Consider the following 14,948-nt stretch of genomic DNA (forward strand, 5'->3'; position numbering starts at 1 on the left):
CTGACCAGCACTGAGCGGGAAGCGCGCGCAATTCGGGCGCGCGCTACGCCCCGGCCACGACGTGGCCGGCACCCAACCTTGACTCGACTAGCTCGGCCCAACGTCGGCCGGCGCGAGGCTCGCGCGCGGTCTACTGCCGCGCGCCGCAGGAGGAGACAATGAGTTCGGAACTCGAAACCCGGGTGTCCCGCAAGCTGATGCTGCGGATCATCCCGTTCGTCATGCTGTTGTACTTCGTGAGCTTTCTCGATCGCGTGAATGTGGGCTTCGCCGCGTTGTCGATGAACAAGGCGATCGGTCTGTCGCCGACCGCGTTCGGCCTCGGCGGCGGGCTCTTTTTTATCGGCTATTTTCTGTTCGAAGTGCCGTCGAACCTGATCCTGCACAAGGTCGGCGCGCGTCGCTGGATTGCTCGCGTGATGGTGTCGTGGGGGATCGTGTCGCTCGGATCCGCGTTCGTCGTCGGGCCGAACAGCTTCTACGCGCTGCGCTTCATTCTCGGCGTCGCGGAAGCGGGCTTCTTTCCCGGCATCATCCTGTATCTGAGCCTGTGGTTTCCGACGCGCCAGCGCGCGGTCGCGGCGGCGTGGTTCATGGCGGCCGCGCCGATCTCGACCGCGATCGGCTCGCCGATCTCCGGCGCGATCATGAAGCTGCCGCCCATTGCCGGACTCGCCGACTGGCAATTGCTCTACATACTGGAAGCGTTGCCCGCGATCGTCCTCGGCTTCTGCGTGCTCAAGTATCTGACCGACAAGCCCGCGCAAGCCGAATGGCTGCAGCCCGAAGAGCGCGACTGGCTGATCGCGAAGCTGAAGCTCGAAGCCGACGCGCGGCACGCGCATGCGGGCCACACGGCCGGCGCGCTCAGCGCGTTGCGCGATCCGCGTGTGCTCGCGCTCGCGCTGATCTACTTCGGCACCTCGGCGGGACTTTATACGCTCGGCTTGTGGGCGCCGTTGATCATCCGCCAATACGGTTTCGGCACGTTCGAAACCGGGCTGCTTGCCGGTGTGCCGAGCGTGCTCGCGGTGATCGCGATGGTGTTGTGGGCGAAGAACTCGGATCGCACCGACGAACGCACGTGGCACGTGGTGATTCCGTGCGCGCTCGCATGCGTCGGCTTCGTGTTCGCCGGCAATGCGGGCAGCGCATTGATGATCGTGCTTGCGCTCGTCGTCGTGAACGTCGGAATCAGCGCTGCGAAGGCGCCGCTGTGGGCGATGCCGAGCATGTTCCTGTCGGGTGCCGGGGCCGCGGCGGGGATTGCGATGATCAACTCGATCGGCAATCTCGGCGGCTTCGTCGGGCCGTTTGCGATTGGCTGGCTCAAGAACGTGACGGGCGGGTACACGGCGGGGCTTTATGTGGTCGGCGCGACGTTGGCGGTGTCGGCGGTCGTGACGCTGATGCTGAGCCGGCAGACGAAGCATGCGCCGGTCGCGGTGCGCGAACGGCAAGGGCATTGAACGAAGCATCGATGAGGCGAGCGGGCCGCCGGTTGAAATGCCGGCGGCGCCCGTAAATCGATCCGATGCGTCAGCACTTCGACTACCGGAACCCGTAGACAAGCACCTTCTTCCCTTCAAAGTGTTCCTGCACACCTTGCACGCAATTCATCGGACAGCTGTAGTCGGGAGTCGACGAGGCCGTCGGGACACTCGCCCGATAGACCACCGATTCGATCTGCGTCCCGTCCGAAGTGATCACGATGTTCAGGTCAGTCGCGACGCCAGCCGCCACCGGTCCTCCGGCGGTGTAGCGGACCGACATCGTTCCGGTGCAATCGGAGTTCACCGTGTAGGTGCCGGTCTGGTGCGGATTGAACGTAGTCGAGCCGGCTTTCGGCACGCCGTTGATGTTCCCGACGTCAGTGCGCTTGAAGCCACCGTTCCCGTCGAACGTCACGAGGGCGACGTCATCGTAAATCAACGGGGTCGTGAACGGATGCAGCGTGTTCGTCGAATCGAGCAATCCAAGAATCTCTCCGTGACCGATGAACCCATAGGGTCCCTTTAGCGTTGCCTTGGAGCAAAGGCCACCGCCACCACCGTCACCATCGCCATCACCCCTGCCGCCTGCCTGCGCGGTGCCGCTTAGCGACAGAAGTGCAACGGCTACCGCCGGCCAAACGCTTATATGCCGGGTCTTCATCTTCATCTCCTTGTTAGCAAATCAGGCGCATGAAATCGCGGCATGCAACAGCCCTTCGGCTGCCGGGATCGGGGCCTGAATCAATCAAACGAAAATAGTCGATCTGAAATGGCCGCAGCAATGCCTGGTCGCCGTCGGTTGAAGGACCAGGGGGGGCCAAAGTGGTGAATGACGAAACGCTTTCACCGGGCAATCGTGCTTCGCCCGGTGTCGGCGGATACGTGCTGAAGGAATGCACGAAAGTCCGCGCAATGGTGACTTCGTGGGTCAGCCACGCTTTAAAGGCGCATGGCGAAAACCAGTGTAATCCACGCTATTTGCGCGGACCTGATGAATATCGGACAAAAGGGAGGCACATTCAGATCGCACCACGCGAATCGAGGCGTTTTCTCTGGTTCTCCGCGTGGCTAATGTGCAACGTCGTCACGCGCGGCACAAGAGCGCGCGTGACGACTCGATGGCGGCGAGAAGCCGACTGACGGCGCGAGTGGCCGCTTTAGATTCCAGGCAAGCTCACTGCGGCGCGCGCTCGACTGGCGACACCGCTGCCTGATTCCGGTAGCGCGCGAAATACATCACGCTCAGCACGATCAGGAATGGCACACCGAAGATCAGCGTCATGTGGAACTCGGGCGTGAAGTACGTCGTGATCATGATCGCGAGCATCAGGCCCGCGCCGAGCAGCGTCGGCACCGGAAAACCCGGCATGCGGAAATTGCCGGCGGGCGCGCCGCTGGCCGCGCGGCGCCGGCGGAAGAAATAGTGCGTGACGAAGATCGTCATCCACGTGAATAGCGCGCCGAACATCGCAATGGCCATCATGATCGTAAACGATGCGTTCGGATACAGCACGCTGACCACGGTTGCAATCGCGATGCCCGCCGTCGACAGCAGCAGCGCGCTGAACGGCACGCCACGCTCGTTGACTTCGCCGAGGCTGCGCGGCGCGTAGCCGGCGCGCGCGAGGCTGAACATCATGCGCGTTGTGATGTACAACTGGCTATTCATCGCCGACAGTGCCGCCACCAGCACCACGAAGTTGATCACGCCCGCCGCGCCCGGCATGTGCACCGCCAGCATCATCTTCACGAACGGGCTTTCGTCGCGACCGGCCGCGGTCCAAGGCACGATCGCGAGCATCAGCGCCATCGTGACCAGATAGAACAGCACCAGACGCACGACCGTCGAGCGGAACGCGCGCGTGACGGCGCGCTCGGGGTCTTCTGCTTCGCCCGCGGCCACCGCGATCATCTCGATGCTCAGGTAGCTGAAGATCGACACGATGACCGCTACCCACATGCCCCAGAGGCCCCTCGGAAAGAACCCGCCGTGATCGAAGTAGTGATGAAAGCCGGCGACCGATCCGTTAGCGCTTCCGTCGGCACCCGCAACCAGAGAAGGATTCACGAACACCACATACGAGCCGATCACGATGAACGCGACGATCGCCGTGACCTTGATGACCGAGAACCAGTACTCGACCGAGCCGAATACGTCGACGCTCAGTGCATTGACGAGCACGAGTACCGCCGAGAAGCCGATGATCCACATCCATCCCGGCACGGCGGGAAACCAGTACTTCATATACAGCGCGATCGCGGTGACCTCGGTGCCGACCGCGAGCACGATGCACGCCCAGTACGAGTAGCGCACCAGAAAGCCCGCCCACGGGCTGATGTAGTGCTCGGCGTAGGCGCCGAACGAACCCGAGGTCGGATGCGCGACGGTCATCTCCGCAAGGCAGCCCATCAGCAGCAGCGAGATCAGCGCGCCGATCGCATAGCTGATCAGCACGCTCGGGCCGGCGAAGCCGATCGCGAAGCCGCTGCCGAGAAAGAGCCCGGTGCCGATGGCACCGCCGATCGCGATCATCGACATCTGCCGGGCCGTTAGCGTGCGACGAAGACCTGCTTCACGCGCGGCGATTTGCTGAAATTGTCCTTCTGAACTCATCGAATATCTCCTCCAACTTATTTGACGCCTGACGCGCAGCGCGGGCCGATGTTTTACCATCGATTGCCCGCGCGGACGAGGCACGACGTATTGCTTCGTTTAGAACAAGTGGCGTATGCCTGCCGCCACGCCGGTCTGATTGCTGTTGCCCGGCAATTCGGAGACGGCGCCGCCGGAGACCTTGTTGTAGTCGACGGTGCCGTAGACCTGCGTGCTCCTGGACAGCGCGTATTCGGCGACCACCACGCCCGTGTAGCGCTTGCCGCCGTTGTCGGCGATGCCGTTGACGTCGCGAATCGAGTCGTAGTAGAACGCGCCCGTCACGGTGACGGCCGGCGTGACCTGATACACGATGCCGGTATAGCCGATCGTGTCGCGACGCGGGTTGGCGACGAACGAACCGGTCTGGACGTTGCGGCTCGGATCGTTCAGATAGCCGTCGATTTGACCCGTCGAGTCCTTGCCGCCGATATAGCCGACGAACAGCGACGCCGGTCCGATCACGTAGCGCGCCGCGGCGCCCCACATCTGCTGCGAATGGCTTTCGAGGTCGCGGGTCTGCTGATACACGCCGCCGATCGTGAACGGACCGTGCGTGTACGACGAGCGCAGACCCCAGTACCAGTTCTGGCTCATGCTGCCCGCCTGGCCGCCGAAGCCATAGCTCGCGCCGACGTCGAGACCGGGGATCGTGCTGTTGTTGTCGTAGCTGACGACGTTGTTCGCGTAGCCCTGCGTCAGGTAATACGGCCAGCCGTTGGCCGTGTAATTGCCGATCGTCAGCGGATCGAGATCGCCGAACAGGTTGAAGCCTTCGGTCGTCTGGCGGCCCATTTTCACGGTGCCGAAATTGCCGGACAGACCGACATACGCATAGCGGCCGAACAGCAGATTGCTGTCCATCTTGCCGGTCTGCGGCTCGAAGCCGTTCTCGAGGCGGAAGATCGCCGACAGACCGTTGCCGAGATCTTCCTGGCCTTTCATGCCCCAGCGGCTGTTGGTGATCGCGCCGTTGAGCATCTGCACGCTGCTGTCGTTATCGGCATTCGCATTCGTCGTGTAGCGGACGCTTTGATCGACGATGCCGTACAGCGTGACCGAGCTCTGCGCGAAGGCGCTGCCGGTGATCGCGAGACCGAGCGTCGTTTGTAATGTCAGTACCCCAAACCGGTTGATGTGCTTTTTCATGATCGTGTGTCTATATCAGTCTTTTGATGCGTGGCTATCAAGCCGCGTTGTTTCGTTAGGCAGGTTGGTAAGCCGGTCAGATGGAATGCGCGGCCTGCCGGCCGAGCGCCACGTACGCCACCAGTTCGATACGCATGTCCGGATGCGCGAAGCCTTGCACGGCGACGCAGGCGCGATTCGGATACGGCGCCTGAAAGACCTTGCGGTACTCGGCGTCGATGATCGACATCTCGCGCGCGTCGGCCATGTACATCAGCACCTGCACGACGTCCTCCATGCGCGCGCCGGCGGCCCTGACGGCCTGCGCCAGATTCGCGAACGTCAGACGCGCCTGCTCGGCGATTCCGTCGCCGGCGATCGCGCCGCTCGCGTCGACCGGGCCGTGGGCCGTGAACATCAGGCCGTTGGCGTGGGTGGCCCACGAGAAGGGCTGGTTGGGTTCGGGCAAACCCACGGGGATCAGTTCAGGCATTGGAAATCCTTCGGGTGGGTTGGTATCGATTGACTCGCGCTTTCAGCACTTCACCGATCGAGTCCGCAACGTAATCGACATTCGCGTCGTTCAGACCAGCCATGCACGCGCGTCCGGAGCGCAGCAGATAAACGCCGCGGCGCTCGCGCAGCGCGCCGACTTCGTTCGGCGCGAGACCCGTGTAGCTGAACATGCCGCGCTGCGTGACCAGATAGTCGAACGACATGCCCGGCACCAACGTGTCGAGGCGAGTCTTCAGCGCGGCACGCATGCGCTTGATGCGCTCGCGCATCGCCGCGACGTCCGCTACCCATTGCGTTGCGAGCACCGCATCGTTGAGCACCGTCGAAATCAGCTGCGAGCCATACAGCGGCGGGCTCGAATACATGCGGCGCACGTTTGCCTGCGCCTGGCCGAATACGCGCGCGGCCTCGTTCTGGTTCGGACACACGACGGACAGGCCGCCGCATCGCTCGCCATACAGCGAGAAGTTCTTCGAAAACGAATTGCTGACGAACAGCGACAGACCCGCATCGGTCATCGCGCGAATCGGCCAGGCGTCGTCGGCAAGCTCGTCGCCGAAGCCCTGGTACGCCATGTCGAGGAACGGAATCAGGCCGCGCTTCGCGCACAGTTCGGTGATCGCGAGCCATTGCTCGCGCGACGGATCGATGCCGGTCGGGTTGTGGCAGCACGGCTGCAGCAGAACGATGCTGCCCGCGGCGAGACCCGATAGCGTCGCGATCATCTCGTCGAAGCGGATGCCGTTGGTCAGCGGGTCGTAATACGGATAGGTATGGACTTCGAGGCCGGCCGCGGAGAACAGCACGCCTTGGTTGTCCCAGCTCGGATCGCTGACCCAGATCGCGCTGTCCGGGAAATAGCGCTTCAGCAGGTCGGCGCCGAGACGGATCGCGCCCGAGCCGCCGACGGTCTGCAACGTCGCGATGCGCCGCTCGCGCAACGCCGCGCTGTCGGCGCCGAAAATCAGCTGCTGCAGCGCCTGGCAATAGCCGGCCGAGCCTTCCATCGGCAGATACGTGTGAGCGGTTCCCTGTTCGGCGAGTCGGCTCGCCGCGCCGCGCACGCTCGGCAGCACCGGCACCTTGCCGGCTTCGTCGTAGTACAGGCCGATGCTCAGATTGACTTTGCGGGCTTCGGGATCGCGCTGGAAGTCCTGAAACAGCGACAGGATCGGATCGCCCGGATAAACGGGAATGTGTTCGAACATGGTTTTCAAAACGCCAGAAGAGGATTTGCGGAGTGCGGGCGAGCGGCGCGGTTTCATCCGAGGGCGGTGGCGGCGGCGCGGTTGCGGGCCGTTGCGCCGTGAGGCTGCATGGCGACGTCTCTGGCGGCATGTTATCGACGTCAAATTGAAATGTGCTTCAGATATCGTGCTTGGAGAGCCTCTAACATGGTAGAGTCTGCGAATTCGTACAACTCACGCGACAGATTCTTCAATATGACGCCAGATCGAACGGATATGCGCATCCTCCGTCAGCTTGAAAACGACGGACGCATCAGCAATCAGGACCTCGCGAACGCAGTTGCGCTGTCGCCGTCGGCCTGTCTGCGGCGCGTGAAACTGCTCGAGGAGGAGGGCTTTATCGAGGGTTATCGGTGCGTGATTGCGCCGAAGCGCATCGGCGTGGAATTCGAGGCGCTCGTGCATGTGTCGATGCGACCGGATGTCGAGGAGTGGCACGACAAATTCCTCGAGGCGCTGCAGACATGGCCCGAAGTGGTGTCGGCGCAAGTGGTGACGGGCGCGTCGAACTATGTGCTGACGGTGCGCGCGCGCAATCTCGATCACTTCTCCGATTTCGTGATGAATCGCCTGCATCGCACGGCCGGTGTGATGTCGACGAATTCGTCGATCGTGATGGCGACGTTGAAACGGAATGGGTCGGTGCTGGATCTGGTGAATGAGTCGGCTTAAGGGCTTTCGTAAGGCGGCGAAAAGATAAGACGAATACGCCGCGTGCCGTCTATGCTGAAGAACGTGATGAAGCGACGGCTTGTTGTGGCCGTCGCGTTTCTGATGCACGACCTTGCACTGTGAGCTCACGGCATACGGAGACGAGATGGCAACCCACGATTCCTCGCAGGCGCTCGATCCTTCTGACTACGTCGCCCACCATCTGCAGAACTTTTCGACGACGTCGCCGGCTTCCGTCGCGGCGTCGGGCGGACAGCATGCGGGCGCGTTCATATGGAGTTCTGATGCGCTGGTTGTCGCTGGCGTGCTGTTCGTCGTGCTGGTGTGCTTGGCGGCGCTGAAGGATAGAGGTGCATTGTTCAGCGTCGGGCGCGTGATTGGTTTCTGGCGACGCCTGTATGTGTGGTGGTCGTGCGCGTGGCGTCAGTGGCTCGCGAGTACGCTGCTTTTCGTCGTCGCCGTGCTGGCGTTTCACATTTTGATGCCGCGCACGGCGGTGCCGCTGATGAGATTTTCCGAGCACGTGATCTCGCCTGATGTCGCGAGAAGTTCGCCGGTATGGTCGGGCGTGATCGCGGCAAGTCCGGCGATCGTGGCAGTTGTGATCTACCTGCTGGTGAGCCTGCCGATCGCGGGATATATGGTGCGCAGCGGATTGGCCGCGCATGCTTTCGCCGGCCCCGAACGTTTCGGCTTCCGGCGCGCGGTGTTGCTCGGGCTCACGACGTATGTCTGGTCGGTGCCAGGAAGCCTCGTGATTGCCGACGTCGGGATTTCGTTGCCGGGTCATGCCGCGGACGTGCTTCGCGCGATTCTTGTCGTCGCGTGGGGGATGTACGTCGTTTTGCCGAGGCAGGTGAAGAGGGTAGGGAGGTTTGCGGCGGGGTGAATCCCCGCGAAGCGACTCGACCGCGCGTGTGCGACGGCCCGCTCGAAGCGGGCCGTCCTTGTCTTGCCGCCGCCCGCACGGGTCAGCGCTCGCGGCACATCAATGATGCGCGTAGACCGGGGCGAAACCGGCAACGTCCTGCTGCTTCGATAGAACCGACACCTTGACCGTGCCGGCTCCGGCCGCCGATGCCCCGTTCGCCGACCCGCCATATGCGGCCGCCGCGCCGTTCTGTGCGCTCACGCGGGCCTCGGCGGCCTGGATATTCTGCGGATACGTAACGTAATCCGCAGCCGGGTTGTAGCCCGCCTTTTCCAGTTGGACCAGTTCCGCGCGAACCTGGGCACGCGTGAGCGCCGCAGTGGACTGCGCGAACGAAACGACGGGGACAGCGACGACAGCGGCGACGATCAGCGACTTGATGAGTTTCATGGTATCCACCTGAGAGCAATGAGTTGGTTCGAACCACGCTTGCGTGGCACATGCATCCAGTCAAGTCGACGTCCGCCTGGCTTTGCGATTCCGCCGACTGGCTTGGGCGTATTTGAACGTCCTCACGTATCTCGTTTGTTTCCACGAGCCCCGCCTTTTGCAACGGTATTTGTCCGTTTGCGCGGTGGATACACAACGATACGAAACTCGTCGAAATCAACCCGCACCGGTACTGCTCGCGCGCCCGGCACCGCCGCGCAACTCGCTCAGCGACGCGCCGTTTGGGCGCAACCGCAGGCGCGGATCGAGCCGCTGCCACGGCAGATCGGCGGGGTCGGCGGCCATCGGACCGGGCGCTTTCGCCACCAGATGGGCGGCGGCTATCGCGTCGAAATCGGCGCGATAGTGAACCGAACTCTTGTTGACGAGAATCTTCATTCGTTCGGGGTCGATGCCGGCGGCGCGATAGAGATTGCGGTCGAAAATCTGCATCTTGACGGAGCTGACCGCGATCCTCACGCCGTCGACGCGCAGGCATGCCACCGGCCCGATATCGGTCCACATGCCGTTCATCATCGGGCCATCGAAGCGCACCCGTCCGTGATCGAGATGCTCGACCACGAAGCGCCCGGCGAGCGGCGCGTCGCCAGGCACGCCCGAGCCGCCCGCGAGTTCGAGCTCGATCGTCGCGCCGAGGCCCGCCGCGTGCGCCTTTGCGGCCGCTTGCGGGTCCCAGATCAGGCCCACGGCGGCGTCGCTCGCGCCGTGGCGCAGCAGCGCGCGCACCAGGCCCATCGTGTTCGAATCGCCGCCCACGCCCGGGTTGTCCTGCGTATCGGCGATCACGACGGGCTGCGTGGCATGTTCGGCGAGCCGCATGGCTTCGCGCACGGCGGTGTCCGGGTCGAGGAAGCGCACCTCCCAGTCGCGCTCCTGCGCGACGATGGCCGAGGCCAACGCATCGACGGCGGCCGTCACGGCGGCCTCGTCGAAGCCGTAGCCCCAGACCGCCGCGCCACATTCGGGGAAATCGGACGCCGGAAATCCTGGCGCGAACGACAGCGAGACGACGCCGTCGCGTTCCAGCGCCGCGAGACGCTCGTACGTGCCGTGCGCCGGTTCGGCGAGCGTGCACATGCCGTTGACGGGGATCAGGAACGGAATACGGCGCACGACGCGCTTCAGACCGCGGCCCTTCTCTTCGGTGACGCGCATCAGGATTTGCGCGGCGCGCGCGCCGGTCTCGGCCATGTCGACGTGCGGATAGGTGCGGTACGCGACCATGGCATCCGCGTGCGTGAACATCTGTTCGGTCACGTTGGCGTGCAGATCGAGCGATACCACCAGTGGCATGTCGCGGCCCACGATCGCCCGCACGCGCGCGAGCAGTTCGCCTTCGCCGTCGTCGAGATGCTCGGCGACCATCGCGCCGTGCAGGTCGAGATAGATGGCGTCGAACCCGCCGCGCCGCACGGCATCGACGATTTCGCCCGCGATCCGCTCATAGGCGTCTTCCGTCACGTGCGCGGAGGCGCTCGCTCCTGCCCAGATCACCGGCACGAGCGTATGGCCCGCCGCTTCTACCGCCTGAATGAAGCCGCCGGCCGGCACGTTGACGTCGCGCAGCGCAAGCACGCCGTCGCCGCGGGCGAGCGGCGGAAAGCCCTCGCCCTGAACGAAGCTCTGCCAGCTTGCTTTGGTCGGAGCGAACGTGTTGGTTTCGTGCTGGAAGCCCGCGATGAGAATCTTCATTTCCGGTTACCTCGTTGATAAAGGATGACTAATCGAATGGATTGGGTGTCGCGCCTCGAAAGCGCGGCACACCGTTAGGGCTTCGTGGTGGCGAGCCTGAGCGGTAGGATCAGCAGTGCGGCGAGCAGCGACACGCCAGCGAGCGCGAGCAGCGCCGGTTGCAGGCTGCCGGCCGCGGTCTTGATCCAGCCGATCGCCGCGGGCCCCCAGAAGCCGCCAGAAAGTCCGATGGTGTTGATGAGCGCGATACCGCCCGCGGCCGCCGGCCCCTTGACGTACTCGGGCGGAATCGCCCAGAACACCGTATAGGCCATCCACAGCGCCATCGTCACGAGCGTGAGCAGCGTCAGCGTCAGCGCGAGATGAGTGCCGGCGGCCGCGCATGCCGCGAGCAGCAACGCGGCGGCGGCGGCAGGCGCCGCGAAGTGCAGGCGCCGCTCGCCGAAGCGGTCCGAACGCCGGCCCATATAGAGCATGCCGACGGCCGCCGCCACGTATGGAATCGACGTGTACCAGCCGAGCGTGATCAGGTTGCTCACGCCCTGAGCCTTCAGGATCGCGGGCAGCCAGAAGCTGATCGCGTAGATCGAGGCGATGATGCAGAAGTAGGCGAACGCCAGCACATAGATCTTGCGATCGCGCAGCACGTTGCGAAACGAAGTGGCATGCGCCGCGGCCACGCCGACCTCGGCCTCCAGTTGGCGCCTGTCGGCGTCGCTGAGCCACGACGCGTCCGCCGGGCGGTCGGGCAGATAGAGAAAGGTCGCAATGCCGAGCACGATGCACGGCAGGCCTTCCACGAGAAACATCCATTGCCAGCCGGCGAGCCCCGCCTTGCCCGCCAGCGTGCTCATGATCGCCGCCGAAACCGGTCCGCCGACAATCCCGCCGATCGGGCCGGCCAGAAACACCATCGCAATCGCGCGCGCCATGCGCGAAGGGCCATACCAGCGCGACAGATAGAAGATCATGCCCGGCGCGAAGCCCGCCTCGAACACGCCCAGCAGGAAGCGCATCGCGTAGAACGCCGGCACGCTGCGCACGAACAGCATGCAGGCCGATGTGATGCCCCAAAGCACCAGAATGCGGCCGAAGGTCTTGCGCGCGCCGATGCGCGGCAGCAGCAGATTGCTCGGCAGCTCGAACAGCACATAACCGATGAAGAAGATGCCCGCGCCCACACCGTAAGCGGCATCGGAGAAGCCGAGATCGGTCTGCATCTGCAGCTTGGCGAACCCGACGTTCACGCGATCGAGGTAAGCAAACAGATAGCAGAGCAGAAGGAACGGCAGCAAACGTGTGTTGATCCTGCTATAGAGCGCCGAAGCGTCGCCGCTTCGCGCGGTGGGAAGAATGGCCGCCATGTCTGTCTCCGAATGTGTCGACCGGGGGCGGCGCCTGGGCGCCTGCTCGGGTCGCATGCAATTGATGTGTGACGCGCTTCGTGCGCAACACCATCCTGACCAGGGCAATTCTCGCTAGCAAGAGCAACAAAGTTCACATATCGTTCCTCTCAGGGCAACGGTCATTCAGGCAAGCGGGGGTTGCGATGCGCGAAATCAATCAGCAGCGGTTGCGCTATTTCCACGAGGTGCTCGCGCACGGCACGATTCGCGGCGCGGCGGACAGCCTCAACACGTCGCCGTCGGTCATCACGCGGCAGATCAAGCTGCTCGAAGACGAACTGGGCGTGCAACTGTTCGAGCGCCAGGCGCGTGGCGTCAAACCCACCGAGGCGGCGGACCATCTGCTGGAATTCTGGCGCGGCTATCGCGCGCAGCAGGAGAAGTTCGAGGACCAGCTGCACGCGTTGCGCGGGTTGCAGCAAGGCCGCGTCGACCTGGCCATCAGCGAGGGTTATGTGGATGCGCTGATTGCCGAGGTCCTCACGCCGTTCTGCGTGCAATACCCGAAGGTCGATATCGGCCTGACGGTGCTGCCGGTCGACGACGTGCTGGACGCAGTGGCGGAAAGCCGCGCGCATATCGGGCTCGCATTCAATCCGCCGCCGCACCCGCGCATCGAATATCGCGCGAGTTCCGCGCAGCCCGTGGTGCTGCTGGTGCGCCGCGATCATCCGCTCGCGCGGCGCGGCACGCCCGCCACGATCGACGACCTGCTCGCGTGGCCGCTGGCGCTGATGCCGAGCACCTTTGGCATCGGACATCTCGCGACGATGCTGGCGTTCGTCGAACACGTCGAGATTCGCGCGACGCTCACCACCAATTCCCTGACGGCGCTCAAGCGTTTTGTCGCCGATGAAAACTTTGCGACGCTAATCGGCGAGTTCGCGGCCTCGCGCGAGATTGGGGCTGGGGAACTGGTGACCGTGCCGATCGACCATGCGCTGTTTCAGGGCACGAAAGCGCGCGTACTCGTGAAATCCGGGCGGCCGCTGGTTGCGGCGGCGCATGAACTGCTCGCTTGGATCTTGCAGCGCATGACGATGTTTGGGGCGGCGGGCGAAGGTGAACCGGCTGAATGATGCGAAGGCCGCATGAGCAGCGGCCAAAGCCGGCGTCGAGCCACTGCCGCGCAGGCGCGCCACGACGGTAGAGGCGCGCGCCGTTTTCCCGGTCGCGGTCGCGCGCGAGTTTTGTATCGCCACGTATCTGCGGTGCACGCGGAAACATGCGCATACAAGAAGGCGGCTCGCCCGACACATTTGGGGTACACCAGGACGTTTCAATACGCCTACCGGGCAAGACGCCCGTTCGTCCTGGAGTGGCGAAGCATGCAGGTGCGCTCTGCCACGAATGCCACGCAATCGGAGCCCATATGTCTGACGACCTTCTTCTCGCATCTTCGTCGCGCCGCCGTTTCGTAGGCGCTAGCGCCGCTGCCCTGGCAGCAGCTTCGCTGAGCCAACTGGCGTTCGCGCAAACTTCGCAAGCCATTACCGATGTTAAGCAGGCGGCGGACGGCGACAAGACCGCGATTCGTCCACTGCGCGTGCACGTTCCCGAAGCGCAGCTCGTGGACCTGCGTCGCCGCATCAAGGCGACGCGCTGGCCTGACAAGGAGACCGTCGATGACGACTCCCAAGGCGTGCCGCTCGCGATGATGCAGGAGCTGGCGCGCCACTGGTCGACCGATTACGACTGGCGCAAGTGCGAGGCGCGCCTGAATGCACTGCCGAATTTTGTGACCGAAATAGACGGACTCGATATCCACTTCATTCACGTGCGCTCGAAGCACCAGGATGCGATGCCGCTCATCGTCACGCACGGCTGGCCCGGCTCCGTGATCGAGCAGTTCAAGATCATCGATCCGCTGACCAACCCCACGGCTTATGGTGCACGCGCTTCGGACGCCTTCCATCTCGTCATTCCGTCGCTACCCGGCTACGGCTTCTCGGGCAGACCTACGGATCTGGGCTGGGGCCCCGAACGAACAGCGCGCGCATGGGTCGTGCTGATGAAGCGCCTCGGCTACGACAAGTTCGCGGCGCAAGGCGGCGACCTCGGCGGTGTGGTCGCGAACGTGATGGGCAAGCAGGCGCCGCCTGAGCTGCTCGGCATCCATGTGAATTTTCCGGCCACGATCCCGCCGGAAATCGCGAAGGCGCTGCAGGACGGCGATCCCACGCCCGCCAATCTCTCCGACGACGAGAAGCATGCCTACGAGCAATTGAGTAGCGCGGCAAAAAAGCGGCGCGCCTATGCGCTCGAAATGGGCACGCGCCCGCAGACGCTTTATGGGCTCTCCGATTCGCCGATCGCACTTGCCGCCTGGCTGCTCGATCACGGCGACGGCTACGTTCAGCCAGCGGCGGCGCTGACCTCCGCCGGGTATGGGCGTACCGTCAACGGTGAGTCGGCGGGGGCGATGACACGCGACGACCTTCTCGACGACATCACGCTCTACTGGCTGACGAATACCGGCGTGTCGGCAGGGCGCTTCTATTGGGAATCGCATTTCAACTTTCTCGCCGCCGCCGATGTATCAGTGCCGGCGGCGGTCAGCGTATTCCCGCGCGAGAACTATCAGGCTCCGCGCAGCTGGACGGAGCGCGCATATCACCACCTCATCTACTACAACCGTCTCGACAAGGGCGGCCACTTCGCGGCGTGGGAACAGCCGCAGCTGTTCGCCGAGGAAGTGCGCGCGGGGTTGAGGCCGCTGCGTCAGCAGTAAGCCGATCGAAGTTCCAGGCATGCCGGGAC

Annotated in this window: 13 protein-coding genes; 5 read left to right on the forward strand and 8 right to left on the reverse strand. The window is 63.9% G+C overall.

Annotated features, from left to right (window positions below):
• The first annotated feature begins 158 nt into the window (after positions 1 to 158).
• On the forward strand, positions 159 to 1,469 hold the full coding sequence (locus tag EVC45_RS00835; RefSeq protein WP_129956149.1) for an MFS transporter: 1,311 nt from the start codon (positions 159 to 161) through the stop codon (positions 1,467 to 1,469).
• An 82-nt stretch (positions 1,470 to 1,551) separates the two neighbouring features.
• Here the strand turns inward: EVC45_RS00835 and EVC45_RS00840 are convergent, their stop codons facing one another.
• The 5 genes from EVC45_RS00840 to EVC45_RS00860 all read right to left on the reverse strand — a co-directional run bounded on the left by EVC45_RS00840 (position 1,552) and on the right by EVC45_RS00860 (position 6,998).
• Positions 1,552 to 2,154, reverse strand: coding sequence for a hypothetical protein (locus EVC45_RS00840; RefSeq protein ID WP_129956150.1), 603 nt, complete (start codon positions 2,152 to 2,154; stop codon positions 1,552 to 1,554).
• A 513-nt stretch (positions 2,155 to 2,667) separates the two neighbouring features.
• Positions 2,668 to 4,107 carry an amino acid permease gene (locus tag EVC45_RS00845; RefSeq protein WP_129956151.1) on the reverse strand — a complete coding sequence of 480 codons (1,440 nt, stop codon included), beginning with the start codon at positions 4,105 to 4,107 and terminating at the stop codon, positions 2,668 to 2,670.
• 99 nt (positions 4,108 to 4,206) lie between these two features.
• Positions 4,207 to 5,295 (reverse strand): porin, encoded by a 1,089-nt coding sequence (locus EVC45_RS00850; protein ID WP_129956152.1) that lies wholly within the window; start codon positions 5,293 to 5,295, stop codon positions 4,207 to 4,209.
• A 76-nt stretch (positions 5,296 to 5,371) separates the two neighbouring features.
• Positions 5,372 to 5,767, reverse strand: a complete 396-nt coding sequence (locus EVC45_RS00855) for a RidA family protein (RefSeq protein ID WP_129956153.1) — start codon at positions 5,765 to 5,767, stop codon at positions 5,372 to 5,374.
• Complete coding sequence (locus EVC45_RS00860; RefSeq protein ID WP_129956154.1) at positions 5,760 to 6,998, reverse strand: amino acid aminotransferase; 1,239 nt, start codon at positions 6,996 to 6,998, stop codon at positions 5,760 to 5,762. The genes EVC45_RS00855 and EVC45_RS00860 overlap by 8 nt, the downstream gene beginning before the upstream one ends.
• A 234-nt stretch (positions 6,999 to 7,232) precedes the next feature.
• Between EVC45_RS00860 and EVC45_RS00865 the strand changes: the two genes are divergently transcribed.
• Positions 7,233 to 7,709 carry an Lrp/AsnC family transcriptional regulator gene (locus EVC45_RS00865; protein ID WP_129956155.1) on the forward strand — a complete coding sequence of 159 codons (477 nt, stop codon included), beginning with the start codon at positions 7,233 to 7,235 and terminating at the stop codon, positions 7,707 to 7,709.
• A 145-nt stretch (positions 7,710 to 7,854) separates the two neighbouring features.
• Complete coding sequence (locus EVC45_RS00870; RefSeq protein WP_129956156.1) at positions 7,855 to 8,598, forward strand: hypothetical protein; 744 nt, start codon at positions 7,855 to 7,857, stop codon at positions 8,596 to 8,598.
• A 99-nt stretch (positions 8,599 to 8,697) separates the two neighbouring features.
• Here EVC45_RS00870 and EVC45_RS00875 read toward each other — a convergent pair whose 3' ends face one another.
• From EVC45_RS00875 to EVC45_RS00885, 3 genes are all read right to left on the reverse strand, one after another.
• Positions 8,698 to 9,030: a DUF4148 domain-containing protein gene (locus EVC45_RS00875; RefSeq protein ID WP_129956157.1), complete on the reverse strand. Its 333-nt coding sequence runs from the start codon at positions 9,028 to 9,030 to the stop codon at positions 8,698 to 8,700.
• Positions 9,031 to 9,246: 216 nt separating this feature from the next.
• Positions 9,247 to 10,782 carry a M81 family metallopeptidase gene (locus EVC45_RS00880; RefSeq protein WP_129956158.1) on the reverse strand — a complete coding sequence of 512 codons (1,536 nt, stop codon included), beginning with the start codon at positions 10,780 to 10,782 and terminating at the stop codon, positions 9,247 to 9,249.
• A gap of 74 nt (positions 10,783 to 10,856) precedes the next feature.
• A complete protein-coding gene (locus tag EVC45_RS00885) occupies positions 10,857 to 12,146 on the reverse strand; it encodes an MFS transporter (protein WP_129956159.1) in 1,290 nt (429 codons plus the stop codon).
• Positions 12,147 to 12,331: 185 nt separating this feature from the next.
• Here EVC45_RS00885 and EVC45_RS00890 point away from each other — a divergent pair, with 185 nt between their 5' ends.
• Together EVC45_RS00890 and EVC45_RS00895 are read left to right on the forward strand one after the other, a co-directional pair.
• The gene (locus EVC45_RS00890; protein ID WP_129956160.1) at positions 12,332 to 13,267 is read left to right on the forward strand and encodes a LysR family transcriptional regulator; all 936 of its coding nucleotides are present in this window, start codon (positions 12,332 to 12,334) and stop codon (positions 13,265 to 13,267) included.
• 293 nt (positions 13,268 to 13,560) lie between these two features.
• Positions 13,561 to 14,919: an epoxide hydrolase family protein gene (locus EVC45_RS00895; protein WP_129956161.1), complete on the forward strand. Its 1,359-nt coding sequence runs from the start codon at positions 13,561 to 13,563 to the stop codon at positions 14,917 to 14,919.
• The last annotated feature ends 29 nt before the right edge of the window (positions 14,920 to 14,948 follow it).

Source organism: Paraburkholderia sp. UYCP14C (assembly GCF_004197395.1).
Lineage (GTDB): Bacteria > Pseudomonadota > Gammaproteobacteria > Burkholderiales > Burkholderiaceae > Paraburkholderia.

What these genes read in the sequence shown, in the direction of transcription:
- EVC45_RS00895 (WP_129956161.1), top strand. Translation starts at nt 13,561, where the DNA reads ATGTCTGACGACCTTCTTCTCGCATCTTCGTCGCGCCGCCGTTTCGTA.
- EVC45_RS00850 (WP_129956152.1), bottom strand. Translation starts at nt 5,295, where the DNA reads ATGAAAAAGCACATCAACCGGTTTGGGGTACTGACATTACAAACGACG.
- EVC45_RS00890 (WP_129956160.1), top strand. Translation starts at nt 12,332, where the DNA reads ATGCGCGAAATCAATCAGCAGCGGTTGCGCTATTTCCACGAGGTGCTC.
- EVC45_RS00865 (WP_129956155.1), top strand. Translation starts at nt 7,233, where the DNA reads ATGACGCCAGATCGAACGGATATGCGCATCCTCCGTCAGCTTGAAAAC.
- EVC45_RS00855 (WP_129956153.1), bottom strand. Translation starts at nt 5,767, where the DNA reads ATGCCTGAACTGATCCCCGTGGGTTTGCCCGAACCCAACCAGCCCTTC.
- EVC45_RS00875 (WP_129956157.1), bottom strand. Translation starts at nt 9,030, where the DNA reads ATGAAACTCATCAAGTCGCTGATCGTCGCCGCTGTCGTCGCTGTCCCC.
- EVC45_RS00860 (WP_129956154.1), bottom strand. Translation starts at nt 6,998, where the DNA reads ATGTTCGAACACATTCCCGTTTATCCGGGCGATCCGATCCTGTCGCTG.
- EVC45_RS00840 (WP_129956150.1), bottom strand. Translation starts at nt 2,154, where the DNA reads ATGAAGACCCGGCATATAAGCGTTTGGCCGGCGGTAGCCGTTGCACTT.
- EVC45_RS00880 (WP_129956158.1), bottom strand. Translation starts at nt 10,782, where the DNA reads ATGAAGATTCTCATCGCGGGCTTCCAGCACGAAACCAACACGTTCGCT.
- EVC45_RS00845 (WP_129956151.1), bottom strand. Translation starts at nt 4,107, where the DNA reads ATGAGTTCAGAAGGACAATTTCAGCAAATCGCCGCGCGTGAAGCAGGT.
- EVC45_RS00870 (WP_129956156.1), top strand. Translation starts at nt 7,855, where the DNA reads ATGGCAACCCACGATTCCTCGCAGGCGCTCGATCCTTCTGACTACGTC.
- EVC45_RS00835 (WP_129956149.1), top strand. Translation starts at nt 159, where the DNA reads ATGAGTTCGGAACTCGAAACCCGGGTGTCCCGCAAGCTGATGCTGCGG.
- EVC45_RS00885 (WP_129956159.1), bottom strand. Translation starts at nt 12,146, where the DNA reads ATGGCGGCCATTCTTCCCACCGCGCGAAGCGGCGACGCTTCGGCGCTC.